25 protein-coding genes and 1 pseudogene are annotated in these 26,431 nt (G+C 66.4%); 13 read left to right on the forward strand and 13 right to left on the reverse strand.

What is annotated here, in order from left to right:
• Positions 1-3 precede the first annotated feature (3 nt).
• Positions 4-738, reverse strand: coding sequence for a 16S rRNA (uracil(1498)-N(3))-methyltransferase (locus tag ASD22_RS00325; protein ID WP_056077404.1), 735 nt, complete (start codon positions 736-738; stop codon positions 4-6).
• Positions 739-762: 24 nt separating this feature from the next.
• Positions 763-2,127: an adenosylmethionine--8-amino-7-oxononanoate transaminase gene (locus tag ASD22_RS00330; protein ID WP_056077406.1), complete on the reverse strand. Its 1,365-nt coding sequence runs from the start codon at positions 2,125-2,127 to the stop codon at positions 763-765.
• A gap of 63 nt (positions 2,128-2,190) precedes the next feature.
• Between ASD22_RS00330 and ASD22_RS00335 the strand changes: the two genes are divergently transcribed.
• The 5 genes and pseudogenes from ASD22_RS00335 to ASD22_RS00355 form a co-directional block, all read left to right on the forward strand.
• Complete coding sequence (locus ASD22_RS00335; RefSeq protein WP_056077409.1) at positions 2,191-2,952, forward strand: type II secretion system protein N; 762 nt, start codon at positions 2,191-2,193, stop codon at positions 2,950-2,952.
• A 27-nt stretch (positions 2,953-2,979) separates the two neighbouring features.
• On the forward strand, positions 2,980-3,756 hold the full coding sequence (locus ASD22_RS00340) for an inositol monophosphatase family protein (protein ID WP_056077412.1): 777 nt from the start codon (positions 2,980-2,982) through the stop codon (positions 3,754-3,756).
• A 62-nt stretch (positions 3,757-3,818) separates the two neighbouring features.
• On the forward strand, positions 3,819-4,373 hold the full coding sequence (nudE, locus tag ASD22_RS00345; protein WP_056077415.1) for an ADP compounds hydrolase NudE: 555 nt from the start codon (positions 3,819-3,821) through the stop codon (positions 4,371-4,373).
• Positions 4,370-5,182: a 3'(2'),5'-bisphosphate nucleotidase CysQ gene (cysQ, locus tag ASD22_RS00350; protein ID WP_056077418.1), complete on the forward strand. Its 813-nt coding sequence runs from the start codon at positions 4,370-4,372 to the stop codon at positions 5,180-5,182. The genes nudE and cysQ overlap by 4 nt, the downstream gene beginning before the upstream one ends.
• 22 nt (positions 5,183-5,204) lie before the next feature.
• Positions 5,205-5,594, forward strand: a pseudogene (locus ASD22_RS00355) (MazG nucleotide pyrophosphohydrolase domain-containing protein); the annotation flags it as partial.
• Positions 5,595-5,670: 76 nt separating this feature from the next.
• Here ASD22_RS00355 and ASD22_RS00360 read toward each other — a convergent pair.
• The 4 genes from ASD22_RS00360 to ASD22_RS00375 form a co-directional block, all read right to left on the reverse strand.
• Positions 5,671-6,192, reverse strand: a complete 522-nt coding sequence (locus ASD22_RS00360; RefSeq protein WP_056077421.1) for a hypothetical protein — start codon at positions 6,190-6,192, stop codon at positions 5,671-5,673.
• A 92-nt stretch (positions 6,193-6,284) separates the two neighbouring features.
• Positions 6,285-7,418: an SLC13 family permease gene (locus tag ASD22_RS00365; protein ID WP_056077424.1), complete on the reverse strand. Its 1,134-nt coding sequence runs from the start codon at positions 7,416-7,418 to the stop codon at positions 6,285-6,287.
• A gap of 46 nt (positions 7,419-7,464) precedes the next feature.
• Positions 7,465-9,948 carry an FtsX-like permease family protein gene (locus ASD22_RS00370; protein WP_056077428.1) on the reverse strand — a complete coding sequence of 828 codons (2,484 nt, stop codon included), beginning with the start codon at positions 9,946-9,948 and terminating at the stop codon, positions 7,465-7,467.
• Entirely contained in the window at positions 9,945-10,640 is a 696-nt protein-coding gene (locus tag ASD22_RS00375; RefSeq protein ID WP_056077430.1) for an ATP-binding cassette domain-containing protein, read from the reverse strand. Before ASD22_RS00375 ends, ASD22_RS00370 begins: the two co-directional genes overlap by 4 nt.
• On the opposite strand from ASD22_RS00375, the gene ASD22_RS00380 reads away from it, so the two are divergent.
• From ASD22_RS00380 to ASD22_RS00390, 3 genes are all read left to right on the forward strand, one after another.
• Positions 10,639-11,292, forward strand: coding sequence for an arylesterase (locus tag ASD22_RS00380; protein ID WP_056077433.1), 654 nt, complete (start codon positions 10,639-10,641; stop codon positions 11,290-11,292). The genes ASD22_RS00375 and ASD22_RS00380 overlap by 2 nt on opposite strands.
• A gap of 99 nt (positions 11,293-11,391) precedes the next feature.
• Positions 11,392-12,123, forward strand: coding sequence for a response regulator transcription factor (locus ASD22_RS00385; RefSeq protein ID WP_007079979.1), 732 nt, complete (start codon positions 11,392-11,394; stop codon positions 12,121-12,123).
• 19 nt (positions 12,124-12,142) lie between these two features.
• The gene (locus tag ASD22_RS00390; RefSeq protein WP_056077436.1) at positions 12,143-13,138 is read left to right on the forward strand and encodes a HAMP domain-containing sensor histidine kinase; all 996 of its coding nucleotides are present in this window, start codon (positions 12,143-12,145) and stop codon (positions 13,136-13,138) included.
• A gap of 24 nt (positions 13,139-13,162) precedes the next feature.
• Here the strand turns inward: ASD22_RS00390 and ASD22_RS17120 are convergent, their stop codons facing one another.
• The 7 genes from ASD22_RS17120 to ASD22_RS00425 form a co-directional block, all read right to left on the reverse strand.
• A complete protein-coding gene (locus tag ASD22_RS17120; protein ID WP_056077439.1) occupies positions 13,163-14,521 on the reverse strand; it encodes a 3-oxoacid CoA-transferase in 1,359 nt (452 codons plus the stop codon).
• Positions 14,522-14,706: 185 nt separating this feature from the next.
• Positions 14,707-15,168, reverse strand: a complete 462-nt coding sequence (locus ASD22_RS00400; protein WP_056077441.1) for a hypothetical protein — start codon at positions 15,166-15,168, stop codon at positions 14,707-14,709.
• The gene (locus ASD22_RS00405) at positions 15,165-16,331 is read right to left on the reverse strand and encodes a sialidase family protein (protein WP_056077444.1); all 1,167 of its coding nucleotides are present in this window, start codon (positions 16,329-16,331) and stop codon (positions 15,165-15,167) included. The genes ASD22_RS00400 and ASD22_RS00405 overlap by 4 nt, the downstream gene beginning before the upstream one ends.
• 142 nt (positions 16,332-16,473) lie before the next feature.
• Positions 16,474-18,717, reverse strand: a complete 2,244-nt coding sequence (locus ASD22_RS00410; RefSeq protein WP_056077447.1) for a TonB-dependent receptor — start codon at positions 18,715-18,717, stop codon at positions 16,474-16,476.
• A gap of 214 nt (positions 18,718-18,931) precedes the next feature.
• Complete coding sequence (locus tag ASD22_RS00415; RefSeq protein ID WP_056080690.1) at positions 18,932-19,516, reverse strand: response regulator transcription factor; 585 nt, start codon at positions 19,514-19,516, stop codon at positions 18,932-18,934.
• A gap of 99 nt (positions 19,517-19,615) precedes the next feature.
• Complete coding sequence (locus tag ASD22_RS00420; RefSeq protein WP_056077450.1) at positions 19,616-20,890, reverse strand: ATP-binding protein; 1,275 nt, start codon at positions 20,888-20,890, stop codon at positions 19,616-19,618.
• A gap of 23 nt (positions 20,891-20,913) precedes the next feature.
• Complete coding sequence (locus tag ASD22_RS00425; protein WP_056077455.1) at positions 20,914-22,467, reverse strand: oligopeptide:H+ symporter; 1,554 nt, start codon at positions 22,465-22,467, stop codon at positions 20,914-20,916.
• Between the two features lie 316 nt (positions 22,468-22,783).
• Between ASD22_RS00425 and ASD22_RS00430 the strand changes: the two genes are divergently transcribed.
• The 5 genes from ASD22_RS00430 to ASD22_RS00450 all read left to right on the forward strand — a co-directional run bounded on the left by ASD22_RS00430 (position 22,784) and on the right by ASD22_RS00450 (position 26,385).
• On the forward strand, positions 22,784-23,158 hold the full coding sequence (locus ASD22_RS00430) for a diacylglycerol kinase (RefSeq protein ID WP_056080693.1): 375 nt from the start codon (positions 22,784-22,786) through the stop codon (positions 23,156-23,158).
• 58 nt (positions 23,159-23,216) lie between these two features.
• Positions 23,217-24,293 (forward strand): glycoside hydrolase family 5 protein, encoded by a 1,077-nt coding sequence (locus tag ASD22_RS00435; RefSeq protein ID WP_082520074.1) that lies wholly within the window; start codon positions 23,217-23,219, stop codon positions 24,291-24,293.
• 93 nt (positions 24,294-24,386) lie between these two features.
• Positions 24,387-25,004, forward strand: coding sequence for a LemA family protein (locus ASD22_RS00440; RefSeq protein ID WP_056080696.1), 618 nt, complete (start codon positions 24,387-24,389; stop codon positions 25,002-25,004).
• Positions 25,004-25,882, forward strand: a complete 879-nt coding sequence (locus ASD22_RS00445) for a TPM domain-containing protein (RefSeq protein ID WP_056080699.1) — start codon at positions 25,004-25,006, stop codon at positions 25,880-25,882. The genes ASD22_RS00440 and ASD22_RS00445 overlap by 1 nt, the downstream gene beginning before the upstream one ends.
• Complete coding sequence (locus ASD22_RS00450; RefSeq protein ID WP_056077461.1) at positions 25,882-26,385, forward strand: TPM domain-containing protein; 504 nt, start codon at positions 25,882-25,884, stop codon at positions 26,383-26,385. The genes ASD22_RS00445 and ASD22_RS00450 overlap by 1 nt, the downstream gene beginning before the upstream one ends.
• The last annotated feature ends 46 nt before the right edge of the window (positions 26,386-26,431 follow it).

Genomic DNA, 26,431 nt, shown 5'->3' on the forward strand with positions numbered 1-26,431 from the left:
GCGTCAGGCGTCGCCGTGCAGTGCCTGCAACGCCGCAAGTGCCGCCATTCCCGCCGTTTCTGTGCGCAGGATGCGCGGGCCGAGGCGCAGGCCGGCAAAACCGTGCGCCGTGAGGGCCTGTATATCGCGCTCACCAAGGCCGCCTTCGGGACCGATCACCAGCGAGCCACCAGCCGGCCCGAAACGGAGATCGCGCGCGTTTTGCGTGCCTTCGGGTAACAGCGCCAGGCGCAGCGCGCCGTCGTCGGTCAGCTGATCCAGCCAGGCCTGCAGCGGTTGTGCGCCGAGGACCTCCGGCAGTCGCGCCCGTCCGCTCTGTTCACAGGCGCTGGCGACCACCGAACGCCAATGGGCCAGGCGCTTTTCCGCACGGGCGGCATCGAGTTTCACCTCCGAACGCTCCGTCAGCAGCGGCACGATCCGCGCCACGCCCAGCTCCGTGGCTTTCTGCATGATCAGGTCCATCTTCTCGCCACGCGCCACCGCCTGCGCCAGTGTCAGCCGCAGCGGTGATTCCGTCCCCGCCGGTTGGCCAGCGGCCACGCGCACCACGACCTCGCGCTTGCCGGTGCGCTCGATGGTGGACGGGTAGTCGCTGCCGTCACCGTTGAACAAAGTCAACGGATCGCCGGCAACCAGACGCAGTACGCGCGCGACGTGTTCACCGGCTTGCGCCGGCAAGGTCAGCTCGGCGCCGGCCATCAGCGGTACATCAACGTGGATACGAATGGTGCGCATGGGAGCGATCCGCGAACGAGTGAGTCAGCCTGCCACGGCACGTTCGATACCGGCGATCGCGGTATCGACCAGCAAATCGATTTCCTGTTCCGTCACGACATAAGGGGGCATGAAATACACCACGTTGCCCAGCGGCCGCAGCAACACACCCTGCTGCAAACCATGCAGGTAGACGCGCATGCCGCGCCGCTCCTTGCTGTCGAACGGCCGGCGGGTGGCTTTGTCGGCCACCAGCTCCACCGCGGCGATCATGCCGGTCTGGCGCACATCAGCCACATGCGTATGGTCGCGCAGCGGGGCCAGTCGTTGTGCCAGATGGGCGGCCAGCACCCGGTTGCGATCAAGTACGGGCTCGTCGCGGAAGATCGCCAGGGTTTCCAGCGCCACGCGACAGGCCAGCGGGTTGCCGGTGTAGCTGTGCGAATGCAGAAACGCCTTGCCGGCGCTGTATTCGGCATAGAACGCGTCGTAGACGTCGTTGGTGGTGAGTGTCACCGAGAGCGGCAGGAAGCCGGCGGTGAGCCCTTTCGACAGGCACATGAAATCCGGTGACACGCCCGCCTGCTCGCAGGCGAACAGGCTGCCGGTGCGGCCAAAGCCCACGGCGATCTCGTCGGCGATGAAGTGCACCGAGAACTCATCGCACAGCGCGCGCAGGCCGACCAGATAATCGGGGTGGTACATGCGCATGCCGCCGGCGCACTGCACCAGCGGCTCGACGATCACCGCGCAGGTTTCGTGCGCGTGGCTTTCCAGCAGCGTGCGCAACTCGCGCAAGCGGCGGGCGGCCGTCTGCTGCGGGCTTTCACCTGGCTCGCCTTCGTAGGCATCCGGCGAAGGTGTCAGGAATGGCGTCAGCAGCAACGGCGCATAGGTTTTGCGGTACAGCGCCACATCGCTCACCGACAACGCGCCCAGCGTTTCGCCGTGGTAGCTGCCGCTGAGCGCGATGAAGCGGGTCTTCTCGCCGTGGCCCTGGTTGAGCCAATAATGGAAGCTCATCTTCAGCGCGACTTCCACCGCCGAGGAGCCGTTGTCCGCGAAGAACACCTTGTCCAGCCCGGCCGGCGTAATGGCGACCAGCTTCTCGGCCAGCTCAATCGCCGGTTCGTGGGTGAAGCCGGCGAAGATGACGTGCTCCAGCGTGCTTGCCTGGTCGGCCAGCGCGGCGGCGATGCGGGGATTGGCGTGGCCAAAGATGTTGGTCCACCACGAGCTGATGCCATCGAGATATCGGCGGCCTTCGGCGTCGATCAGCCAGGCACCTTCGCCGCGCACGATCGGTACCAGCGGTACGCTTTCGTGGTCTTGCATCTGGGTGCAGGGGTGCCACACATGTTTCAGGTCGCGTGTGGCCAGTGCGACGTTGCCGCTTGCGGGGTGAGTCATCCGGTTATCATCGGCCCTGCGCCGTGATCACTCAAGTGTTGCGGCTTTTCATCTGGAAGCGCCTTGACGTATCTGCGGAAAATCCTGCTTGGCTTCGGCGTCGTGCTGCTGGCCGTGGCGGTGCTGCTGTGGTTTTTCCCTGCGCGTTGGGCGGTGGCGCTGATCGCGCCGCAACTGCATGGCATGCAATTGCAGCAGGTTACCGGTTCGGTGTGGCAGGGCAACGCAGGGCAGTGGCGCGATCGCGAAGGCCACGATCTGGGGCGTGTGCAATGGCAACTGTCGCGCCGCGCGCTGTGGGGCGATGTGCGTCTGCAGATCGACATCGCCGGGCCGCAGCTGGATTTCAGTGGCAATGTGCGCAGGATTTCATCGGACACCTACGATTGGCGGAACGTACGGGCACGTGTGGCATTGGGCGCGCCTTGGCAAAGCTGGCTGACCAGCATCGGCCCACCGCGCGGCGAAGTACAATTGTCAGTCGACCGTGCGCTGCTGCAAAACGGCTGGCCCATGGATTTGCAGGGCACGGCACATTGGCGCAATGCCACGATCCAAGGTGCTAACGACGAGGTGGCGTTGGGCGACTGGCAGCTGCAGGCACAGGCGCGCGACGGGTGGATCAAGGCACAATTCCGCAGCTACGGCGACGGGCCGCTGCGCGGGCACGGCCATCTGGAGGGCAATCTGCTCGGCTGGCGATTGCAGGCGACATTGCAGCCGCATGGTCCTGATCGCGCATTGCGCCAGTTGCTGCATCGATGGGGCACCGTCGGTGCCGACGGTGCCGTACATGTCGACCGCCGTGGCGGCCTGGCCATCTGAATAGATTTTCCACGAACAGGAAACAACATGGATTCCGCAACACTCGCTCAGGCGCTTGCCGCCGCCAAGGAAGCTGCTGCCGCCGCCGGTGAGGTCATTCGCCACTACTGGCAACAGGGCGTGGCGGTGGAACTGAAAGAAGACGCCACCCCCGTCACCATCGCCGACCGCGAGGCGGAGCAGGCGATCCGCAAGATCTTGCAGGCGGCGTTGCCGCAGGCGTCCATCTACGGCGAGGAATACGGCCTGGATGGCGAGCGCGGCGGCCTGATGTGGCTGGTCGATCCGTTGGACGGCACCAAGAGCTTCGTGCGGCGCACGCCGTTCTTCTCGACCCAGATCGCGTTGATGGAAGGCAATGAGCTGATCCTCGGCGTGTCCAGCGCGCCGATCTACGGCGAGGTGATGTGGGCCAGTGCCGGCGGCGGCGCGTGGATGGATGGCGTGCGGGTGCAGGTGGCGGGCACGTCGGCGATGGCGCAGGCATCAGTCTCCACCGGCAACGTCAAGACGCTGACAAGCGATGCGCGCTGGGATGCGCTGGGCGCGTTGATCCGCGACAGCAACCGCATTCGCGGCTACGGCGATTTCTGCCACTACCACCTGCTGGCGCGCGGCGGGCTGGATCTGGTGATCGAGTCGGACGTGAATATCCTGGATATCGCGGCGCTGGCGGTGATCGTGCGCGAGGCCGGCGGTGTGTTCACCGAACTGGACGGCGCCCCGTTGACGCTCGATACGCGCAGCGTGCTGGCGGGCACGCCGGCCATCCACGCACAGGCGCTGCAGCGGCTGCGCCTCTGAATCGCGTCGGCTGACGTCGCGCGGCGTTCGATTTCTGCGGTGCGGGCTTCTAGAATGGGCGGATGCCGAAACTGCCGATCATCCACGCCACGCGCGATGTCACCCACGGCCGTTTTCAGGTCGAACAAGTCGACCTGGAATTTTCCAACGGCGTGCGGCGCACCTACGAGCGCCTGAAAGGGGGCGGCCTGGGCGCGGTGATCATCGTGCCGATGCTGGACGACGACACCGTGCTGCTGATCCGCGAATACGGCGGCGGCGTGGGCCGTTACGAACTGGGTCTGCCGAAAGGCCGCCTCGACCAGGACGAGACCGCCGAGCAGGGCGCCAACCGCGAGCTGAAGGAAGAGGTCGGTTACGGCGCGCGCAAGCTGAAAATACTGCACAACCTGTCGTTGTCCCCCTCGTACATGACGCACATGGCGCATGTGGTGCTGGCGCAGGATCTTTACCCCGAGCGGCTGCCTGGCGACGAGCCCGAGCCGCCTGAAGTGGTGCCCTGGAAAATGTCTGAATTGCACACCCTGCTCGGTCGCGACGACGTCACCGAGGGGCGTTCGATCGCCGCGCTCTACATGGCGCACGAGTACCTGGCTGGCCGGTTCAAGCGGTCATGATCGCGCTTTCGTTGGCGCAGAAAGTCGGTGCCATCACGCGCGCTGCCGGCGACGCCATCATGGCGATTTACAGCGGCGATTTCGCGGTGCAGACCAAGGCCGATGCGTCGCCGCTCACCGCCGCCGACCTGGCCGCCCAGCAGGTGATTGCCACGGCGCTGGCCGAGCTCGATCTGCCGCTTCCCATCGTGTCCGAAGAAGCCCGTGCGGCGGATTGGTCGCAGCGCCGGCAATGGTCGCGTTACTGGCTGGTCGATCCGCTCGATGGCACGCGCGAGTTCGTCAAGCGCAACGGCGAGTTCACCGTCAACATCGCCCTGATCGACAACCACCAGAGCGTGCTGGGCGCGGTGCTGGCGCCGGTCACCGGTGATCTCTACGTGGCCGCGCGGGGCGCCGGTGCCTGGCTGCAGCAGAAGGCCGACGGACCGTGGCAACCGATCCACGCCCGCTCCTTGGCACAGCCGGCCACCGCTGCCGGCAGCCGTTCGCACGGTGGCCCCGAGCACGCCTTGCTGAGCCAGTTGGTGGGCGACGATTACGAACGCCTGCCGATGGGCTCTTCGCTGAAGTTCTGCCTGATGGCGCGGGGTGCTGCGGACGTCTATCTGCGGCTTGGACTCACCAGCGAGTGGGACACCGCCGCCGCGCAATGCGTGCTGGAGGAGGCGGGTGGTGCGGTGCTTGATCTGGCCGGTGCGCCGTTCCGCTACAACCGCGGCGAATCACTGCTGAATCCGGAATTCCTGGCGGTCGGCGATGGTTCGGTCGACTGGTCAGCGCGCCTGCAAGCCGCCACACGGGATTGATGGGGTGACCCGGCGCGCCTCCGATCCGAGTGCGCTGGCCGGCATACCGCACGGCTTGCCCGCGTGGAAACGCGCAGAGCGGCTGCAGCAGCGTGCGGCCGCCACTGGCTTCGAATGGACCGATCCGCAACCGGTGCTGGACAAGCTGCGCGAAGAGATCGAGGAAGTGCGCGCCGAGTTCATCGCTGGCGCCGACCCGGCGCGACTGGAAGACGAGATTGGCGATGTGCTGTTCGTGATGGTGAACCTGGCGCGCCACGCCGGCGTGGATTTTCCGCGCGCGTTGCGCCACGCCAATGCCAAGTTCGAGCGCCGGTTCCGGCAGATGGAACAACTCGCGGCCGACGATGGCGTCGAGTTTGCGAGGTGCAGCCTGGCCGAGCAGGAGCAGCTGTGGCAACGCGCGAAATAGGCGGAACGGCAATCATGAAAAAACGCGCGAAGGTTGCCCTTCGCGCGTTGCGTTTCACGACAGGTGTCGTCTTGGGTTACTTGGCGGTTGCCGGAGCCGTGGCACCCTGGGCGCGACGCGACTGCCACTCGGCGCGCATTTTTTCCTTCGTCGCCTGCATCTTCGCCTCGTTGGCGAGGCTCTCGTCCAGCCCCTTGCGCAAGGTAGTGATCGCCTGATCCACGTTGGCGGGACGCGCCTGCAAGCGGGCCAGGTGGTGATAGACGTAATTGCGCACGCGCGGGTTCTGCGACCTGGCCAGCACGTCGTTGTACACCGCGGTCAGCTCCTTGCTGCGCCCGGACTCCATGTACAAACGCTCCAATTGGCGCAGGTCGCCGATCACGCCGCCGCGATCCTTGTTGAAGCCATGGCGCTGCATGCCGTGGCGATACTTGCCATGGTCGCGCATGGCCTGGACGCCATGCCCGTGACCGGTGGTGCCCTGCGTCGTCGCAGCGGGAGGCGTCGTGGCTGGGGCGTTTTGCGCGATGGCGAACGACGCGGAACCGGCCATCAGCAGGGTCAGCGCGGAAGCGAGCAGTGTCTTGCGATGCATGGTGGATCTCCGTCGGTAGGTGGGGAGAAAAAACGTGCGGTCGCCATGCGCGTTGACAGGTGCATTCAAGCGCCGCTCAGTTTCGCCACCGACTAGCCCAGCCAGTGCCACGTCAGATACACCAGCGGCGCCGCCACCAGCAGGAACGGAATCGACACCGCATGCAGCAGCCGCAGGCCGTGCGGCTGTCGCGCCAGGCGCAGCGCGATAAGGTTGGCGAGCGAGCCGGTCACCAGGCCGAAGCCACCCACGTTGACCGCCACCGCCAAGGCCATGGCATCCGGCGCGCGATCGAGCAACAGGACCGTGGCCGGCACGTTGCTGATCGCCTGGGATGCCACGATGGCGCCGAGGTAAACCGTCAATGGCTGGTTGAAATCCATGGTTTGCAGGGCACCGCGCACCCACGGCAATTCGGCGAAATGCCCCAGTCCCAGGAAAATGGCCGCGAACGTCAGCAGCAGCAACCAGTCCATCCGCCGCAGGCTTGCGCGCGCGCCCAGCACAAACAACAGCAGCAGAATGGCGGCGCCCAGCGGGGCGTGGCCGTGCTCCATCAGCACCACCATGCCGGTCAGCGCCAGCGCGGAGCACACGCCGAGGCGGACGGAAATCGGGGTGCGGTCGAGTCGGTCGGTGGTCAGCGCCACCCGGCCGCGTGGCAACCAGAACACGGTGAGCAATGCCACCATCGCCAGCATCACGGCGGCGGCCGGCAACATCGCCGCGATGAACTGCGCGAAGCTCAGCGCCGAGTGCTGCCACAGCAGCAGGTTTTGCGGGTTGCCGATCGGGCTCAGCGCGGAGCCCGCATTCACCGCCAGCGCCTCCAGCACCACCATGCGCAGCACGGGCAGGTTCGACATCGTGCCGATCGCCAGCGTCAGCGGCACCACCAGGAACAGGCTCACGTCGTTGGTCAGCACCATCGACAACACGGCGGTGGCGGCCACCAACCCCAGGCCAAGCCCGCGCAGCGAGTGCGCCCGCGCCATCACCGCCGCGGCGGCATGCTGCACCAGACCGCTGTCGCGAATGCCCTGGATCGCCAGCAGCAACCCCGCGAGCCCGGTCAGCGTGGGCCACTGCAGCCAGTGCTGGTAGTCGGTGGTAGGCCGAGGGTCGAGCAGCGCCAGGGCGCCAGCGAAAACAGCGAACAGCAGCAACAGCCATTCGTCGCGCAACCAAGTGCGCCACGATTGTCGTGGCGAAGCGTCAGGCGTCATGGCGAACGGCGACCGTGGATGGGCGTGTCATGGGCGGGAGGAAACCTCACCCCTCCCGCAACAAGCGCATCGGTGGCGTGCGACTGACCTTGCGCGTGCCAACCAGCCCCAGCGCCATCACGACTACGGCCGCGACGATGGCGGCCAGCGCCAGCGGTGCCAGCGGCGGCGTGAAGTGCTCGATATGAAACACCGCGCGGCCCAGCCACCAGCCCGCACCGGCGGCGCCCAGCGCGGCGGTGAGGCCGGCGATCAGCCCGAGCAGCGCGAATTCGCAGGCCGCCGCCACCCGCAACTGCGCGCGGCGGGCACCCAGCGTGCGCAACAGCGCGGCTTCGTGCTGGCGCTCCGCCGCGCTGGCGGCGAGTGCGGCGGCCAGGACCAGGGCGCCGGCCAGCAGGCTGAAACCGAGAATCCAGCGCACCGCATTGCCCACGCGATCGACGATCTCGCGCACCCGGTCGAGCAACGAATCCACGTCGATCAGGCTGAGGTTGCCGTAATCGCGCGACAGTTTCGCCAGTCCGTCGGCGTGGCCGGGTGGCAGGTAGAAGCTGGCCAGCCAGGTATGCGGCAGATCGCCGGCGTGGGCCGGATCCAGCATCAGGAAGAAGTTGACCCGGAACGAACTCCAGTCGACCTTGCGGATGCTGGTTATCGTCGCGTCGATGCTGCCCTCGCCGATGTCGAAGCGCAGCGTATCGCCCAGCTTCAGCGCAAACATGTCGCGCCACGTCGTATCGACCGACACCTCGGCCTGCGCCGGATGCGGCCCCGGCCACTGTCCGGCGATCACCTGGTTGCTGGGCGGCAGGGCATCGGCCCATGACAGCCGCAGCTGGCGATCCGCGCGGTCGTCGGCGCGTTCGTCCTCGAAGTGCACCTGATCGATCGGCCGGCCATTGATCGCGGTGAGCTTGCCCACGGCCAGCGGCATCATGTTGAGCTTCTCGCCGCCGATCTTCTCCAGCGCCTGGGCAAAACCCTCGCGCTGATCGTCTTGCAGGTTCATGGCGAACCAGTTCGGTGTGTCGGCAGGCAGCTCCTGGCGCCAGCCCTGCAACAAAGACGGCGCCACGATCGCCAGCAACAGTAGCGCGCACATGCCGAGGCTGAGCGCGGTGGCCTGGATCAGGCTCAGCGTGCGTCGCCGCGCCAATGCCGCCAGCCCCAGCCGCAGGCCCGGATGCGCGCCCGGCGCCACGCGCCGCGCCAGCCACAGCATCAACGCCGCCAGCAGCGCGGCAACCACGGCCACGCCGAGCAGGCTGGCGGCGAGGATGCCGGCCAGCGTCAGCGACTGGCTCTGCGCCCAGATCAGGCCCAGCGCTACCACCACGGGTATCAGGTACAGCGCATCGAAGCGTCGCGTTTTCCGCGTGGCGCTCTGGCGAAACACGGCCACCGGCGGCACCTCGGCCAGACGCGCCAGCGGTGGCAGAGCAAAACCTGCCAGCACCGCCAGGCCCATGGCGGCTGCCGCGAACGACGGCGCCAGCGGCAATGAGGTGGGCGCCGAACCGAACAGCGTGCTGGCGAACAGCCACGCCAATTGCGACAAACCAAGAGCCAGCACCGCCCCCAGCACGGTGGCCGGAATGGCCAGCGCACCCAGGGTGCCCAGCAACAAACCCATCACCTGCAGGCGCGGCGTACCCAGGGCGCGCAGCAGGGCAACTTCGGCGGTCTTGCGCCGCGCATAGCGTTGCGCCGACAGCGCGATGGCGATGCCGGCCAGCAGCGCCGACAGCAAGGCGGTGAGGCGCAGGAAGGCTCCGGCGCGATCGAACGAGGTGCGCATGCGCTCCTGCGTCTGCTCCGGCGTGATCAGCTGGGCGCCTTGCGGCAGCGCGGAGGCCTGCACTTGCTGGCGCCAAGCATCCACCGCGCCTGGTTCACCCGCCAGCAACAATCGGTGGCGGGCGCGGCTGCCGGGAGCGAGCAGGCCGGCCTGGCGCGCATCGGCCAGATTCATCAGCGCCCGTGGCGCCAACGCCAGCAGCTGGCCGCCATCGGGTTGACGCTGGAGTTCCGCGGCGATGGTCAACTCGCGTCCGCCCAGTTGCAGTGGCTGCCCCACTTTCAGGTTGAGCGCCACCAGCGCGCGGTGATCGAGATAGACCTGGCCCGGGGCAGGCGCCTGGCCTACATGACTGCGGCCCGCCGCATCGCCGAGTTGCAGCGTGCCGCGGAGCGGGTATCGCGGCCCGGCTGCCAGCACGTCGAGCAGTTGGGTCTGCTCACCGGCAAACGCCACGCTGGGGAAACTGGCGCTGTGTGCGACCTGCAGGCCGCGCTGGCGCGCCGCGTCGGCATAGCTGTGGGGCAACGCCTGCGGTGAGGACAGCCCGATGTCGCCACCGATCAGTTCGGCCGCGCCTGCCAGCATGCCGCGCTCGATCCGTGCGGCCAGCGTGGCCACCACGCCCAGCGCCACCACCGCCAGCACCAGCGACGCGGCCAGCGTGCGCAATTCCGGCAAATGCCATTCCCGTCGCAAGCTGCGCAAGGCCAGCCACAGCATTCTCATGAGTGGGCGCCTGCGGCCACGACGCGACCTTCTTCGAGTTCGATCCGGCGGTCACAGCGCGCTGCCAGTTCGGCGTCGTGGGTCACCAGCACGAGGGTGGTGTGGTGATCGCGGTTCAGCGCAAACAGCAGGTCGCAGATGTGGTGGCCGGTGCGCTGGTCGAGGTTGCCGGTGGGCTCGTCGGCAAACAGTACGCGCGGGCCGTGCACGAAGGCGCGGGCGATCGCCACGCGTTGTTGCTCGCCACCGGAAAGCTGCGCCGGATAGTGCCGCCGCCGCGACGTCAGCCCCACCGCGTCCAGCGCCTGACGCGCGCGCGACCGCGCATCGCCGGCGCCTTCCAGTTCCAGCGGCAACATCACGTTTTCCTCGGCGGTGAGCGCCGGCAGCAGGTGGAACGACTGGAACACGAAACCCACCAGTCGTCGGCGCAGATCGGCGCGCGCTTCCTCATCCAGCGATTCCAGCGCATGGCCGTCCAGATGGATGCTGCCGCTGCTGGACGTATCCAGCCCGGCCAGCAGGCCGAGCAGGGTGGTTTTGCCCGAACCCGACGCGCCCACGATGGCGAAGCTTTCGCCGGCAAGGATCTGCAGGTTCACCCCGCGCAGGATGTCCAGTGCGCCCTCGGGGCCAACGACCGACTTGCTAACATCGCAGGCCACGACAAGCGGATGGGAAGAATCACTCATGCATCGAAGCCCTGGTTGGAGGATATGGAGCGTATGGGTGCTGCTTTGCTGCATCGGTGTTGGCAGCGCGCAGGCCGCCACGCCGAAAACGGTATTGGTGCTGGGTGACTCGCTGTCCGCCGCGCACAACATTCCGGTCGAAGCCGGTTGGGTGCACTTGCTGGACGCGCGTCTGGGCAAGATGGTGCCGGAATGGCACGCGGTCAATGCCAGCATCAGCGGCGAGACCTCGCTCAGCGGCCGCAACCGCCTGCCGGCGCTGCTGCAGAAATATCGTCCGCACGTGCTGGTGATCGAGCTAGGCGCCAACGATGGGCTGCGCGGTTTGCCGTTGACTGCGCTGCGCGACAACCTCGACGCGACGATCGTCATGGCGCAAAAAAGCCATGTCCGGGTCTTGCTGGTGGGCATCGAATTGCCGGTGAATTACGGGTCCCGCTACCGTGACGGCTTGCGTGCGGTCTACGCGGATCTGGCAGCGAAACGGAAACTGGCGTTGGTGCCGTTCCTGCTGAAAGGCGTCGCGATGGACCCCGCCTTGATGCAAAACGATGGCCTGCACCCCGTCGCGGCGGCGGAACCGACCGTGCTGGAAACCGTGTGGGAAGGGCTGCGCCCCTTGCTGGAACCGCCGCATTCCCCTCGTTCCTGAACGGCGCCCGAGCCGTCCACCGCCATTTCACGCATCCCTCACCCGGCAACCGTTTAGATCTTCACATTTGTGAAACCACTGACGCGCGAGGACGACTATATGACCGTACACGACGAGCAAGCCGGGTTGATCCTGTTGGTCGAAGACAATCGCCAGATCGCCGAGATGGTGGGCGAATTCCTTGAACGCCGTGGTTACTCCGTGGATTACGCGGCCGATGGCGTCAGCGGCCTGCACCTGGCGGTGTCCAACAGCTATGACGTGATCGTGCTCGATCTGATGCTGCCGGGGCTGGATGGGCTGGAGGTCTGTCGCAAGCTGCGCAAGGAGGCACAGAAATCGACGCCGGTGCTGATGCTCACCGCGCGCGACACATTGGACGACAAGCTGGTTGGCCTGGAAGCGGGCGCCGACGACTACCTGGTGAAGCCGTTCGAGGTGCGCGAGCTGGAAGCGCGCCTGCGTGCCCTGATCCGCCGTGATCGTCGCCAGGTATCCACCGAGGTGCTCACCGTGGGCGACATGACCCTGGACACCGCCACGCTGCGTCTGACCCGCGATGGCCAGGAACTGGTGGTGTCCCCGATCGGGCTGAAGCTGCTGGCGATCCTGATGCGCGAATCACCCCGCGTGGTCAGTCGCCGCGATATCGAGCGTGAGATCTGGGGCGACACCTTGCCCGACTCCGACACCTTGCGTTCGCACCTGTACAATTTGCGTCGCGTCATTGACAAGCCCTTCCCACGGCCCCTGTTACATACCATTCATTCGGCCGGCTACCGCCTCGCGGATCTCGATTCGGAGGTGGCGCTGTCCGCCCAGACGGCTTGATACCGACACGGCGAAGTCAATGGACGAAAGGGTGAAAACGACGCCCACCTACCGGGTGGGCGCCTTCCGCCGGCGCATCGCCTGGGTGTTCGGCCTGCAATTCGTGGCCGTCGTGATCATCTGCATCATGGGCATCTACGACGTGGCGCCAACGCTCGCCGTCGTCACCGTCATCGTCATCACCACCGTGCTGGGCTGGTTTGCCACCCGCCGCGAATGGCGGCCGGTACGTGCGCTGGCCCGACTGGTGGCCGGCTGGGACGGGAAGCAGCCGGACCCGAATGCGCTGCAATTGCACAAGCTGTCCACTCATACCGACGCCGACGTGGCGTCGTTGGCGCGCGGACTGCACGGGTTCGCCACCCGCATCGCCGGCTACAACCAGCGCGAGCGCAACTTCACCCGCGACGCCAGCCACGAACTGCGCAGCCCGCTCACCGTGATCAAGATGTCGGTGGACATGCTTGCCGACGAGGATGGCATGACTGATTTCGGCAAGCGCTCGGTTAGCCGCATTCGCCGCGCCACGCGCGAGATGGAAGTGCTGGTCGAGGCCCTGCTGATCCTGGCGCGCGAGTCCGATACCGTCATCGACAACGAACGCTTCGTGGTCAACGACGTGTTGCAGCAGGAGCTGCAATCGGCCCGCGAACTGCTGATTGGCCGACCGATCGAACTGGAACTGGAAGAACCCGCACGGTTCGCGCTGGAAGGCTCCTCACGAGCGTTCTCGGTCCTGTGCTGGCAGTTGATCCGCAACGCCTGCCAGCAGACCGAACAGGGTCGCGTCATGATCACCGTGACGCCCGGCGTGGTCAGTGTCAGCAACCACGAGTCGGTGCAGCTGGTGGATGACACCCACCCCAAGCGGATGCACGGCGCCGACCGCCATGGCTTCGAGCTGGCCATCGCCCAGCGCATCAGCGACCGCTTCGACTGGCCGCTGGAGCTGCAGACCCATCCGGGTCACGAGAACATCGCCCGCATCCGCTTCCCGCATCCGCTGCCGGGCTAGCCCGACAGCAGACGTCGCGTCCCCTCAGCGCTGGAGCGATGGCGAAACAGTAAACGCGCAGCCCGTCTTCGCCTTCACGTCTTCCAGCGTGACGCCGCCGTTGAGCTCGATCAGCGTCAGCCCGTTGCCCTTGGCCACCTCGAACACGCACAGGTCGGTGATGATCAGATCCACCACCTGTTTGCCGGTGAGTGGCAGGTCGCATTGATCCTTGATCTTGGGGCTGCCGTCCTTCGCGCAGTGCTCCATCAGCACCACCACGCGCTTCACGCCACTGACCAGATCCATCGCGCCGCCGGGGCCCTTCACCATCTTGCCCGGCACCATCCAGTTGGCCAGATCGCCGTGCGCGGAAACTTCCAGCCCGCCCAGGATCGACAGGTCGATATGGCCGCCGCGGATCATCGCGAAGGAATCGGCACTGGAGAAGAAACTGGAGCCAGGCAGGGTGGTGATGGTTTGCTTGCCGGCGTTGATCAGGTCCGGGTCGAGCTGGTCTTCGGTGGGGAACGGGCCGATGCCGAGTAGGCCGTTCTCCGATTGCAGCGTGACGCTGACGCCTTCCGGGATATGGTTGGCCACCATCGTGGGAATGCCGATGCCGAGGTTCACGTAGAAGCCGTCGCGCAGCTCCTGCGCCGCGCGCCTGGCCATCGCCACGCGGGTGGGGTTTTCCTTGCCGGCGACGACGCCCGCAATGGTGCGGAACTCGATCCGCTTCTCGTATTTCTCGCCCTGCACAATGCGGTCGACGTAGATGCCCGGCACGTGGATGTTGTTCGGGTCCAGCTCACCCACCGGCACCAGATGCTCCACCTCGGCCACGCAGGCCTTGCCGCAGGTGGCGATCATCGGGTTGAAGTTGCGCGCGGTCTCGCGGAACACCAGGTTGCCGTGGGCGTCGCCCTTCCACGCCTTCACGATCGACAGGTCGGCATGGATGGCTTCCTCCAGCACGTATTCCTTGTCACCGAACACCTTCGTCTCCTTGCCCTCCGCCAGCTTGGTGCCGAATGCAGTGCGCGTGTAGAAACCGGGGATGCCGGCGCCGCCGGCGCGCAGTTTCTCGGCCAGCGTGCCCTGCGGGGTGAGGTGCAGCTCCAGCTCGCCGGCCAGCGTCTGCCGCTCGAATTCCTTGTTCTCGCCCACGTAGGACGCGTACACGCGCTTCACCTGATGGGTCTTCAGCAACGGGCCCATGCCGAAATCATCCACACCGGCGTTGTTGCCGACGATGGTCAGGTCTCTGGTGCCGGCCTCCAGCAAGGCGCCGATCAGGTTTTCGGGGATGCCGCACAAGCCAAAGCCACCGGCCGCGATCGTCATGCCATCGAACAGCAGGCCGTCGAGGGCTTGCGTGGCGCTGGGATAAACCTTGTCCATTGCACGTATTCCTGCAGGAAGAGTCGTCCTCCAAGAATACGACGGAATGGTTCGGCGGGCTTTGTGGGAGCGGCTTCAGCCGCGATGCTTTTGCTCTGAAGCCATACCAAACCCAAAAGTATCGCGACTGAAGTCGCTCCCACAAACATCGAGAGCATTGCGGCTGAAGCCGTCCGTAGTGCGACTTACCGAATCTTTTGCAACTGCGCAGGCGTCAGCGCGCCACTGATGCCGGTGCGGCTGCCGTCGGCGCGGATCACCAATACCCGCGGGGTTTCCCCACCCCAGTTCGGATCGAGCAGGAAATTGATGCGTTCCGGGCTGGCTTCGGCGTAGGCGCGGGCGGGGTAGGTGGCCATCTTCATCTTGCGCAGGCGTGCTTCGATCACCGGGCGCTGGGCGGTGATGTCGTCGGTAGTCACCGTGATCAGTTCGATCGACTTCGGATGCGCACGCTGCAAGGTGGCCAGCGCTTCCAGGTTGGATTCGCAATAGGCGCAATCCAATGACCAGAGCGCGATGATGCGCTCGCCGTGGGCGGGTGGTTGCAGCAGTGCCGGCACGTCGGTGCCCGCCAGCGGTTGCAACGAGGCGGCGCTGGCGAGGGTGGGGATCACCAGCAGTAAGAGGGCCAGCAGGCGTTTCATGGTGTCGACTCCGTGGCGATCAGGCGGAAGCCATCGGCGGTGTTCCATGCCGCGAATACGTGCCCGTTCTTCTGCAGCAGTTGCGGCGAGCCAACGGCGACGGTGCTCTGGGCGATGTCGCGGGCGGGGCCGAAATGCGTGCCGTTATCGGTGGAATGGCGCAGCATCAGTGAGTAGCCGGCGGCGCTGACCTGGTTCCACACCACCCAGACATCGTGGCCGTGCACCGCCACATCGGCATGGCTGGCGCCGGCGGTGGCGATGGCCAATCGATGGTGTGGCGGGCGGCCGGGGTCGAGCTGGCCATACCAGATCGTGGGCTGGGTCTTCGCCTCGTACCACACGGCATGGCGGGTGCCGTCGGCGCCGATGGCCAGGCCCGGGCCGTGATGCGGGCAGCCGGCGATATGCCAGTCGCTGAAGGTGGCGCGTGTGGCGGTTGCGGCTTGCCCCTGCGTGGTCAGCACGGCGTAGGCGTGGTCGCGGATGTTGTCGCCGTAGATGCTGCGGAAGAAGGCGGCGACGTCACCTTGCGGCGTTGTTGCCAGGGCGATGCGGCAGCATTCGCAGCTCTGGTCGACCAGCTTGCGCTCGGGAACGAAGGTGACACCGCCGTCGTCGGACCAGCTGTAATACACCGCCGCCCCAAGGTACGGTTTTTTTGCGGCTTCCGCGGCCAGCAGGTCGCGCTTGTCGATCCAGGCGATCACGATACGGCCCTTGCCGTCGACCGCCAGCGCGTCGAAGCGGTGGGTGATTTCGGCGCGGTCGTGGTGCACGGTGATGGGCGTGGAGAAGTGCGCGCCGCCATCCAGCGAGCGGGCAAACCGCACGAAGCCGGTCCATGGCTTGGCGCGCGGCTGCGACCAGCTCACGTAGATTTCGTCATGTGGGCCGAACGCCAGCTTGGGGCGGTTCTCGCCTTCGGCGTAGATGCGTTCGGCCTGGGCGTTCACCAGTATCGGTGCGCTCAGGCTATGGCCGTCATCGTCGGAATGGCGCAGTCGCACGTGGCCATCGACTGCATCCACCACCCACAACCGGCCGTGGCTGTCGAAGGCGGCGCTGGCGCCCAGCTCCGGCGCTTTCGCCATCTGGCCCATGTCGTGTGCGAGGGCCAACGGCGAGAGCAGGCACAGCAGGATGGCTAGCAGATGGCGCATCAGATTTCCTCGCGGTGAGCTTTGCTCCCTCCCCTGCAAGCAGGGGAGGGTTGGGGAGGGGTAACGCTCTTGATCTTGAGGCAAAAGCGTTACCCCCTCCCAACCTCCCCCTGCCTTGCAGGGGGAGGAGCAGAAGCGGTGTTCACAACTCCCAACGCACCTCGCCGAACCAGGTTCGGCCAGCGTAGGGGTGGTAAACCCAGTAATGAGTATCGGTGAGATTGTCCACGCCCAGTGAAGCGGTCCAGTGCGGCGCGAAGGCCCAGCGCAGCTTGGCGTCGGCGACGGTGAACGCACTGACGGCGCCGTAGGTGTCGACGAAATCGCTGTTGTCCAGCGTGCCGTACTGGCGGCCGGAGCGTCGCACGCCCAGCGAGGCGTCCCAGCCGGGTGCGAAGCGGTAATCGGCGAACAGGTTGGCGCGCAGCCTGGGGATGCGCGGGAAGTCGTTGCCCTCGGCCCGCGGGAACTGGCGGTCGCGCAAGGTCTTCGCGTCGTTGAGTGCGAGGCTGGCGGAGATGTCGAGTCCGGACGTCCAGACGTCCGTCAGCACCAGCTCTCCCTCGATGCCGCGTGAGCGTACAAGGTCGATATTCTGCACGCTGGTGACGGTAGGCGTCACGGTGATGTCGGTTTGCGAATACAGCGAATCGGCGATGCGATCCTGGTACAGCGACACGCGCCAGTGGCCCTTGTCCAGCTGGTGGGTGAGGGTGAGGTCGGCGGATTGGTCGCGCTCGGGGCGCAGCGCCGGGTTGTTGTTGACGATGGCATTGGCCGAGATCGAACCCTGGAACAGCTCCGATACGGTGGGGTAGCGCACCGCCTTGCCGTAGGCCAGCCGCAACTGCCAGTCGCTGGCGAAATCCCAGGCCAGCGAGGCCTTGGGTGAGAAGTCGGTGCGCTGGCGGTTGGCGTAACGCAGGCTGCCGTCGGCATTGCCCAGCACGCCGCCATAGGCGCGCCATTGTTCCAGCCGCCCACCCACGGTGAGTGCCCAGGCTGGCGCAAACGCCCACACATCCTGCAGGTAGGCCGCGCGCGTCTGGGTGCGGCCGGCGAAGTGGCTGACCTGCGGGCCGTCGGCTGCGCCCGCCCACCACTGGCTGCTGTTGCGCACGCGTGAATCCAGCAGATAGCGATCGCCATGCACGCCGGCATAGAGCATGTGGCTGTCGCCGACCGGTCCGGAGCTGCGCAGGTCGAAGGTGTCCCAGCCCGAGCCGCCCTTGTCCGCCACGGTGCCAGCGGCATCGGTCGGCGTCAGCGCATTGCGGCTTTGCGAACGCAGGAAATCGTAGTGGCTGGCGACGGCCGTCCAGCGCCAGTCGTTGTCGAACTTGCCATTGAGTTCGATGCCGTAGAGCGCGTGGGAGTCGTTGGCGGAGGACGGTGCCAGACCGCTGGATGGCAAGGTCCAGGTCTTCCCGTTGGCGCTGATGACGCCTTCGTCGACAAGTTCGCCGGCCGCATTGCGGATCAGGCTGCGCGTGCGGTCGTCGGCGCGGTTGTGCCACCAGCCGAGGGTGAACAGGGCATCGACGTGCTCGGCAAGTTTCACGCCCAGCTTCAGCTTGGCCTGCGTCTGCACCGTGTGCTCGATGGTGTTGGCGCCATAGACCAGTCGCGGCGACCCGTTGGGGTTGCGGTCGTTCGTGGCGCCTGTCACCGGCACTGCGACGGCGGCGTCGCCACCGGCGCGGGCGGTGGCGTACTGCATGGGTTGGCCGTGGTTGTCGAGCCGGTTCACCGATAGCAGCCAGCTCCAGCGGCCTTGCTGGTTGCCCAGCGTGGCGGAAAGCTGGTGGCCGTTGTAGTGACCGCCGGCGCCGTACGCGTCGCGGTAATCCTGGCTGAAGAATTGCGAACTGGCGCTGGCCATCAGGCGGTTCGGCAGGATGGTGTGGATCAGTACCGTGGTGCCCAGCGAGTTGCCGGGGTACAGCGCGGAGTAAGGGCCGTACAGGATGTCGACCGCGCCGATCTCCTGCGGTGCCACCATGCCCCAGCGCGGCGCGCCATCCCAGCCGTTGGTCATCAGGTTGGAAAGCAGCAGGCCGTCGGCGTAGAGCAGGCTGCGCGCGCTTTGCAGGGTGCCGGTGTTGCGACCGCTGATGACGGCGTTGGGGTCGCCGATATAGCGTTTGCGCACGATCATGTTCGGCGCGTATTTCAGTGCGTCGGCGCTGTCGCTGACGTTCTGCCGCTGCAGTTGGGCCCGGTCGACCCGCACCTGCACGCTTTCGGCGCTCATCACCTGGGTGTCGCTGGCGTGTACCGAGACCGGTGTCAGCGTGGTGGCTGCGGTGACGGTGTCGCTGGCCATCACCGGGCTGGTGGAGATCGCGAGTGCGGCTGCGCACAGACCGAGCGGGATGGCGTTCAAGCGGGACTCTGGATGGGGGTCTAGGGTTTCAGGATAGTCCGATGGCGCGCGCGCAAAAGATGGCGCGTTGTCGCAGTGGGGTGCGGACGTTGATGGGATGCGCGGGCATGACGAAAGGTGCCCGCCGCGGATTTTTGTAGGAGCGGCTTCAGCCGCGATGCTCTTGCCTTGGAGCTCCAGAGCAGGAGCATCGCGACTGAAGTCGCTCCCACAATCAGTCGTCGCGGTCGGGGCGTTCGCGCACGGGGTGCTTGCTCAGTTTGCGCTGCAAGGTGCGGCGGTGCATGCCGAGCCGGCGGGCGGTTTCGGAGATGTTGCCGTCGCATTCGGTCAGCACGCGCTGGATGTGTTCCCACTCCAGCCGGCGCAGTGCCAGCGGTTGTTCGGGCGTATCGGGCAAGTCGCTGTCGTCGCTTTCGTTGTCGCCGTCGAGCAGGGCGCGTACGACCGCGTCGGCGTCCACCGGCTTGGCCAGGTAATCGTGGGCACCACGCTTGATCGCCTCCACCGCGGTGGCGATCGAGGCGTAACCGGTCAGCAGCAATACTCGGATGTCCGGCACCAGCGTGTGCAGTTCGGGGATCAGGCGCAGGCCGTTGTCCTCGCCCAGCTTCAGGTCGAGCACGCAATAGCGTGGATGATGCCGACGCGCCAGCGCGCGGGCCTCGTCGAAGCTGGTGGCGGTGATGACCTCGAAGCCACGCGATCCCAGCGCACGCGCCAGCACGCGGACGAAGGTGGTGTCATCGTCGACCAGCAACAACGGACGGCCGGACAGCGGGCTCGGTGATTCGGTCATCATGTTCTCCATTCAGTACCGCCATTTTGCCGCAAGTGTGGCGCGGGAAGGGGTTGCCGGTGCCGAATGATGCGCGACGCGATGGCGTGGGTCAGCGGATCACGGCGTTTCAGCGATCACCGCCAGCGGCAGGCGCAGGCACACCTCGGCGCCATTCCCGCTGTTGCGCGCGATGAGTTCGCCGTTGAGCCGCTCGGCGGTGGCTTCGGCCAGCGCCAGGCCGATGCCCAGGCCGGTCTGTTTCTGCGAGATGCCCAGCGCCATCTGCTGGCCGGCTGCCACGAACCCGGGGCCGTGGTCGCGCACGCTCAGTTGCAACCACTGGTTTTCGTGGTGCACGTCCAGCTCCACCTTGTGCGATTCGCGCACCGCGGACGCGTCGGCGGCGTTGTTGAGCAGGTTCAGCAAGGCGTGGCGCAGGCCCGGCGGCGTGCGCAGCACGATGGCGGCGGTGGCGGGGTTCAGTTGCACGGCGAGCTCCGCCTCGGGCCGCAGCAACTGGAAGCGCTCCAGGCAGCCGTGGATGAATTTCGCCACGCTCAGCCGCTCGGGTTCCTGCGACAGCTGCGCCTGGCCGAACGCTACCATCTCGCGCAGGATCGTGCGGCAGCGATCCACCTGGCCTTCCAGCAGCGCCAGGTCGTCGGTGAGCGGGGTGTCGGCGGCGTGTTCGCGGCGCAATTCCGGCAGCAGCGTGCGCATGGTCGACAACGGCGTGTTCAACTCGTGCGCGGCGCCAGCCGCCTGGGTGGCAATGGCCAGGATGCCTTCGTCGCGCAAGGCACGCTCGCGCACCCGCTGCACTTCCTGCTGCTGCAGGCGCAGCACGTTCGCCAGCCGGTTGATGAAGAAGCCCAGCAGCAGCGCACTGATCACGAAGTTCACGCCCATGCCCGCCACATGCAGCGAAAACCGTCCGCTGGCGTTTTCGTGCATCGCCGTCGGCAGCGGCACGTGCCAGTACAGCAGCACCAGGTAGGCGATACCGGCGAGCGTGGAGACCATTGCGATCGCCCGCGCGGACAACGCGGCGGCGGACAGCGCGATCGGCACCAGCAGCAAGGTGATGAACGGGTTGCTGGCGCCGCCGGTGAAGTAAAGCAGGTAGCCCAGCACCAGCGTGTCGAAGGCGATGTGGCCGATGGTTTCCGCCTGGCGCACCGGCCATGGCTGACGCAACCGCCAAGCGGCGAAAACCGCAAACACCGCCAGCAGCCCGATGCCGATCAGCAGCGGCAACAGCGGGATCGACAACTGCATCCACCACGCGCATACCAGCACTGCCACGCATTGCCCCGCGATGGCGCACAGGCGCAGCCACGCCAGCGTGCGGGTGAGGGCGAACGGTCCGACGCGTTGGGTCAGTCGATGCATGGGTCGGCGCGCTCGCTGATGGGTCAGGGGGAGGGCGGAATCGTTTCGCTGTGAACCGGAGGCAGCGGATCGTTGTTGTTGGCCGCCTCGGAATGGCTGGCGGACAATTTCTTCATCAACGGCAGCATCGCCAAGGCGATCAAGGTGCAGATCACGCCCGCCACGCCGAGCTGGTTGAACAGTTTGGTATAGATCGGCAGCGACGCCATCGGATCGACCACATGCTGCGGGATGCTGGCAAAGTTCGCCACCACGCTGCCCAGATATTGTGCGATGCCCGAGGCGACGTAATACGCGCCCATCATGAAACCGCCCATGCGCGCCGGCACATAGCGGGCGATCATCGCCAGGCCCAGGCCGCTGACCAGCAGTTCGCCCAGCGAATACAGCCCGTAGCCACCCACCATGAACCACGACGAGATCTGGCCGTTGACGGCGAACTTCGCGCCCACGCCATACATGAAAAAGCCGGCGGCCACCGCCGCGAAACCCCAGGCGAACTTCACCGCCACGGCGGGATTCTTGCCCACCTTGCCCATCGCGTTGTAGATCAGCACCAGTACCGGGCTCAGCAGCACGATCCAGATCGCGTTGAGCGACTGGAACTGCTCGGGAATCCAGTTGAACAGGTGCAGGCCAAACACGTCGAAAGACAGGTCGACGTTCTTCTGCGCAAACAGGTTCAGCGAGGTGGACATCTGCTGGTAGAAGATGAAGAAGAAGATCGTCTGCACGGTCAGCACCAGCGCGGCGACGAGGCCGGCACGTTCGTGCTGCTGGCTACTGCGGATCAGGTGGATGAAGATGCCCAGGATCGCCACGCCGGCCGCATACACGCACACGCGCGCCACCGTCTCGCTTTGCAGGATGAAGGCGGCAATGAACACCATCACCGCGCCGGCGGCCAGCACGCCGCCCAGGCGTTTGAAGTTCACCGGCTCGCCATCCGCGGGCGCGCCCACGTGCGCCAGCGTGCGATGCATCAGCGAGTAATTGATCAGCCCCAGCAGCAGGCCGATCGCGCACACGCCGAACGCGGTATGCCAGCCCCAGGCGTCGCCGTATTTGGCGCCCACGTAGTCACGGATCCACGGCGTCAGCAGCATCGAGATGGTCGAGCCGATGTTCACCGCCATGTAGTAGATGGTGAATGCGCTGTCGATCTTGGTGTCGTCGCCCTCGTAGATCTTGCGCACCAGATTGCCGGCGTTGGGCTTGAAGAAGCCGTTGCCCACGATGATCACGCCCAGCGAGCAATACAGCAGATACGGGTGGCTCGAGGGAATCCACAACATCGCGTAGCCAAACGCCAGCACCACCGCGCCCAGCAACATGGTGCGGCGGGTGCCGATCAGCTTGTCGCCGACCCAGCCGCCGATCGCCGGTGTGGCGTAGATCAACGCCGCCGCCGCGCCCCACACCAGGTTCGCCTTGCTGTCGACGAAGCCCAGCCGCTTCACCATGTAGGTGACCATCAGCACCTGCATGCCGTAGAAGCCGAAGCGCTCCCACATCTCGATCAGGAAGACGGTGCTGAACGAGCGGGTTTGTGAAACCGGGGGGTTCTGGGTTGCCATTGACGATTCCGTACACGATTCAAAACAACAGTGCGGCAGGCACAGGTACATGCGCGGCCGTACTGCACCACAACCGGGCGAGGGTACCCCACTTCGGCGCAGGCGCTAGCTGCACTGCGGCGTGACAGCGTGGGCAAATCGTGGACGATCCGGCCTGGTTTTCAATGTTGCACCAGGCCTGCTGTGGCATCATCGACGCTCGGCGCCATCGCCACCTGACCGAGAGTTTCATCCGCCATGCCCCATGGTTTCAGCAGCGAGGCCGCGTTCCGGCCACAGCTTTCCGATGGTCGATCGCGCAGTGGGGACGCCGTACATGGCTGCTGAAGGTTTTCGCGGGCCACGGCAAGTCTGGAACGCCTTCCGCTGGTCGATGAAAGGCCTGAAGGCCGCCTGGCGGCACGAGGCCTCGTTCCGGCTGGAGGCCTGCCTGGCGATCGTGGTGGTGCCGCTGGGCTTGTGGCTGGGGCATGGGCCGCTCGAGAAGCTGGCGCTGGTCGGCCCGCCGCTGCTGGTGCTGTCGGCGGAGTTGCTCAATTCGGCGATCGAGGCGGTGGTGGACAAGGTCTGCCCGGAGATCCATGAACTGGCCGGCAGGGCCAAGGACATGGGCTCGGCGGCCGTGTTCGTGCTGATGATGCTGGTGGTATTGAGCTGGGTACTGGTGCTCGGGCCGCGCTTTTTCGGCTGAGACACAGGCGGTGACACGCGGCGGGACCGCGTTGCACCGTGTTGCAGGGGGACAAATCATGGCTTGCAAAAAACCCTGTCTGCGTGGGGCCTTGGCCGCGTTTGCCGCAAGCCTGTGGCTGCTTTCCGCTGCCGCGCAGGGCGCCGTGGCGCCGTTGTCCACCCACGGCAACAAGGTGCTGATCGGCGGCCAGCCGGGCAGCGTGTCGGGCAACAGCTTTTTCTGGAGCAACACCGGCTGGGGCGGTGAGCGCTTCTACAACGCCCAGGCCGTGGCCTGGCTGAAAAAAGACTGGAACGCCGGCATCGTGCGCGCCGCCATGGGCGTGGATGCGCCTGGCGGCTATCTGGCCGATGCCTCGAACAGGCAGCGCGTGGCGACCGTGGTGGACGCCGCGATCGCCAACGACATGTACGTGATCATCGACTGGCACTCGCACCATGCCGAGCAGTACCGCGCGCAGGCGATCGCCTTTTTCCAGGACATGGCGCGCACGTACGGCCATCGCGACAACGTGATCTACGAGATCTACAACGAGCCGCTGGACGTTTCGTGGCACGACGCGCTGAAGCCGTACGCCGAAGCCGTGATCGGCGCCATCCGCGCGATCGACCCGGACAACCTGATCGTGGTGGGCACGCCGCACTGGTCGCAGGATGTGGACGTGGCCGCCAGCGATCCGATCACCGGCTACGCCAACATCGCCTACGCCCTGCATTTTTACGCCGGCACACATGGCCCGGCGCTGCGGAACAAGGCACAGGTGGCGCTTGACAAGGGGGTGCCACTGTTCGTGACCGAATGGGGCACGGTCAACGCCAATGGTGATGGCGCGGTGGCCGAGGGCGAGACCGCCGCGTGGATGGCCTTCCTCAAGGCCAACCACATCAGCAACGTCAACTGGAGCATCACCGACAAGGCCGAGGGCGCCGCGGCGCTGGTACCCGGTGCCAGCGCCACCGGCGGCTGGGCCGAGGCGCAGCTCACCGCGTCGGGGGCGCATGTCCGGACGATCGTGCGCAGCTGGCCGGCGCTCGATGCGGGCGGCTGGCCGCGGCGTCGGTTGCGCATGTCCACGATTGCCGACCGGGGCGCTGCCGGCCAAGCTGTGATAGCCGCCGCGCAGGAGCCGTGATGTGACAGCCGGCTTGCCGAGGCCCGGCTGGCGTCGATTTGCGCGGGCCGGGCGGTAATGCTGCAATGGCGCCTCCACCGACCGGAGCCGCCCATGAAACTTCTTCGCCCTCTCGTGTTGCTGCTGCTCGCCTTCAGCCTCACCGGTTGCGGCTACAACGCGATCCAGAAGCAGGATGAGGCGGTCAAGGCCGCCTGGTCCGAGGTGCTCAACCAGTATCAGCGGCGCGCCGATCTGGTGCCCAACCTGGTCAACACGGTCAAGGGATACGCGCAGCACGAGGAGAAGGTGTTCGTCGAGGTGACCCAGGCGCGCGCCAAGGTCGGCAGCCTGCAGATCAACGCCGATTCGCTGGACGACCCGCAGAAGATCCAGCAGTTCCAGGCGGCACAGGGCGAACTGGGCAGCGCGTTGTCGCGCCTGATGGTGGTCAGCGAGAACTATCCCGAGCTGAAGGCCAACGGCCTGTTCCAGAACCTGCAGGCGCAACTGGAAGGCACCGAGAACCGGGTCACCGTGGCACGCAACCGCTACGTGCAGGCGGTGCAGCAATACAACGGCATGATCCGCACCTTCCCCAACAACCTCACCGCCAAGATGTTCGGCTACAAGGTGAAGCCCAACTTCAGCGTGGACAACGAGAAGGCGATCTCCACCGCGCCCACGGTTGATTTCGGCACTACGGCGCCGGCACCTGCCGCCACCCGTTGATGGGTTTCCTGCGCACGCCGCGCTGGTGCGCCGTGCTGGCGCTGCTGGTGCTGTGGCCGTTCCTGCTGCAGGCAGCCGACAGCGTGCCGCAACTGAAGCGCCACGTCACCGACCTGAGCGGAACACTCACGGCCGCGCAGGTCGACCAGCTCGATCAGCAACTGGTGGCGCTGGAGCGCAGCAAGGGCGCGCAACTGGTCGTGCTGATGGTGCGCAGCACCGGCGAGCAGGACATCGAGAGCTACTCGCTGGCGGTGGCCGAAGCCAACAAGATCGGCCGCAAGGGCACCGATGACGGCGTGCTGCTGCTGGTCGCCAAGGACGACCGCCACGTGCGCATCGAAGTGGGTTACGGCCTGGAAGGCGCCATCCCCGACGCCGCCACGGCGCGGATCATCCGCGAATACATCGCGCCGAAATTCCGTACCGGCGACTATTTCGGCGGCATCGGCGATGCGGTCGGCGCGCTGACCCAGTTGATCGATGGCGAACCCTTGCCTCCGCCGGTGCAGGGCAACGCCGAGCGCGAGCGGCCCGGCCTCGGCCTGCAGGGCGGCCTGATGGTCGGCCTGTTTGCCGCTCTGTTCCTGCGCAACCTGCTGGCGCGTGCGCCGTCGTGGCTGCGCGCGCCGGTGGGCGCGGTGCTGGTCGGCGGGTTGCTGTGGCTGCTGATCTCGATCGGCGCCGGCATCGTCGGCGCGATCGTCGGCGGCCTGCTGATGCTGCTGCCCGGCGGCGCGGCCCGCTCGATCGGCCACGGTGGCTGGGGCGGGTTCGGCGGTGGCGGCGGCTTTGGTGGCGGTGGCTTCGGCGGTGGCGGTGGTTTCAGCGGCGGTGGCGGCAGCTTCGGCGGCGGCGGTTCTTCGGGGAGCTGGTAATGGGGCGCGTGCGGCGGTTATGGGCAAACCTGTGCGGCGGCTGGTTCCAGTTGCGTCGACGCTTCCCGGCTGCGTTGCTGGACGATATGGCCGCAGCGATCACCGAGGGCGAACGTACCCACCTGGGCGAAATCCGTTTCGTGGTGGAGTCGCGACTGGCGCCGCTGGATGTGTTGGCGGGCCTCGACGCTGCGATGCGTGCCCGGCAGCTGTTCGCGCAGTTGCGGGTGTGGGACACCGAGCTCAATACAGGCGTGCTGTTCTACGTGCTGATGGCCGAGCACCGCATCGAGATCGTCGTAGACCGTGGCATCGCCGCGACAATGGCGGCCGACGAGTGGGATGCGATCTGCGCGCGCATTCAGCAGCACTACGCCGGCGGGCGATGGCGCGAGGGCAGCCTCGAAGGCATCGCTCGCGCCAATGTCTTGCTGGCGCAGCATTTTCCCGGCACCGACCGCGCCAATCCCGACGAGTTGCCGGACCGGCCCGTATTGCTCTGAGCCGGACTCCGGCAAGACGCCTCCATGGCGGCATGGCGGGTTTACC

This window comes from Rhodanobacter sp. Root480, assembly GCF_001426645.1.
Classification (GTDB): Bacteria; Pseudomonadota; Gammaproteobacteria; order Xanthomonadales; family Rhodanobacteraceae; genus Rhodanobacter; species Rhodanobacter ginsenosidimutans.

Excerpts from the sequence above, each read along its gene's own strand:
- ASD22_RS00445 (WP_056080699.1), top strand. The coding sequence starts at position 25,004 with ATGGGTTTCCTGCGCACGCCGCGCTGGTGCGCCGTGCTGGCGCTGCTG.
- ASD22_RS00450 (WP_056077461.1), top strand. The coding sequence starts at position 25,882 with ATGGGGCGCGTGCGGCGGTTATGGGCAAACCTGTGCGGCGGCTGGTTC.
- cysQ (WP_056077418.1), top strand. The coding sequence starts at position 4,370 with ATGATCGCGCTTTCGTTGGCGCAGAAAGTCGGTGCCATCACGCGCGCT.
- ASD22_RS00365 (WP_056077424.1), bottom strand. The coding sequence starts at position 7,418 with ATGACGCCTGACGCTTCGCCACGACAATCGTGGCGCACTTGGTTGCGC.
- ASD22_RS00430 (WP_056080693.1), top strand. The coding sequence starts at position 22,784 with ATGGCTGCTGAAGGTTTTCGCGGGCCACGGCAAGTCTGGAACGCCTTC.
- ASD22_RS00380 (WP_056077433.1), top strand. The coding sequence starts at position 10,639 with ATGCATCGAAGCCCTGGTTGGAGGATATGGAGCGTATGGGTGCTGCTT.
- ASD22_RS00375 (WP_056077430.1), bottom strand. The coding sequence starts at position 10,640 with ATGAGTGATTCTTCCCATCCGCTTGTCGTGGCCTGCGATGTTAGCAAG.
- ASD22_RS00340 (WP_056077412.1), top strand. The coding sequence starts at position 2,980 with ATGGATTCCGCAACACTCGCTCAGGCGCTTGCCGCCGCCAAGGAAGCT.
- ASD22_RS00400 (WP_056077441.1), bottom strand. The coding sequence starts at position 15,168 with ATGAAACGCCTGCTGGCCCTCTTACTGCTGGTGATCCCCACCCTCGCC.
- ASD22_RS00370 (WP_056077428.1), bottom strand. The coding sequence starts at position 9,948 with ATGAGAATGCTGTGGCTGGCCTTGCGCAGCTTGCGACGGGAATGGCAT.
- ASD22_RS17120 (WP_056077439.1), bottom strand. The coding sequence starts at position 14,521 with ATGGACAAGGTTTATCCCAGCGCCACGCAAGCCCTCGACGGCCTGCTG.
- ASD22_RS00390 (WP_056077436.1), top strand. The coding sequence starts at position 12,143 with ATGGACGAAAGGGTGAAAACGACGCCCACCTACCGGGTGGGCGCCTTC.
- ASD22_RS00405 (WP_056077444.1), bottom strand. The coding sequence starts at position 16,331 with ATGCGCCATCTGCTAGCCATCCTGCTGTGCCTGCTCTCGCCGTTGGCC.
- ASD22_RS00415 (WP_056080690.1), bottom strand. The coding sequence starts at position 19,516 with ATGACCGAATCACCGAGCCCGCTGTCCGGCCGTCCGTTGTTGCTGGTC.
- ASD22_RS00360 (WP_056077421.1), bottom strand. The coding sequence starts at position 6,192 with ATGCATCGCAAGACACTGCTCGCTTCCGCGCTGACCCTGCTGATGGCC.
- nudE (WP_056077415.1), top strand. The coding sequence starts at position 3,819 with ATGCCGAAACTGCCGATCATCCACGCCACGCGCGATGTCACCCACGGC.
- ASD22_RS00385 (WP_007079979.1), top strand. The coding sequence starts at position 11,392 with ATGACCGTACACGACGAGCAAGCCGGGTTGATCCTGTTGGTCGAAGAC.
- ASD22_RS00425 (WP_056077455.1), bottom strand. The coding sequence starts at position 22,467 with ATGGCAACCCAGAACCCCCCGGTTTCACAAACCCGCTCGTTCAGCACC.
- ASD22_RS00420 (WP_056077450.1), bottom strand. The coding sequence starts at position 20,890 with ATGCATCGACTGACCCAACGCGTCGGACCGTTCGCCCTCACCCGCACG.
- ASD22_RS00330 (WP_056077406.1), bottom strand. The coding sequence starts at position 2,127 with ATGACTCACCCCGCAAGCGGCAACGTCGCACTGGCCACACGCGACCTG.
- ASD22_RS00435 (WP_082520074.1), top strand. The coding sequence starts at position 23,217 with ATGGCTTGCAAAAAACCCTGTCTGCGTGGGGCCTTGGCCGCGTTTGCC.
- ASD22_RS00325 (WP_056077404.1), bottom strand. The coding sequence starts at position 738 with ATGCGCACCATTCGTATCCACGTTGATGTACCGCTGATGGCCGGCGCC.
- ASD22_RS00440 (WP_056080696.1), top strand. The coding sequence starts at position 24,387 with ATGAAACTTCTTCGCCCTCTCGTGTTGCTGCTGCTCGCCTTCAGCCTC.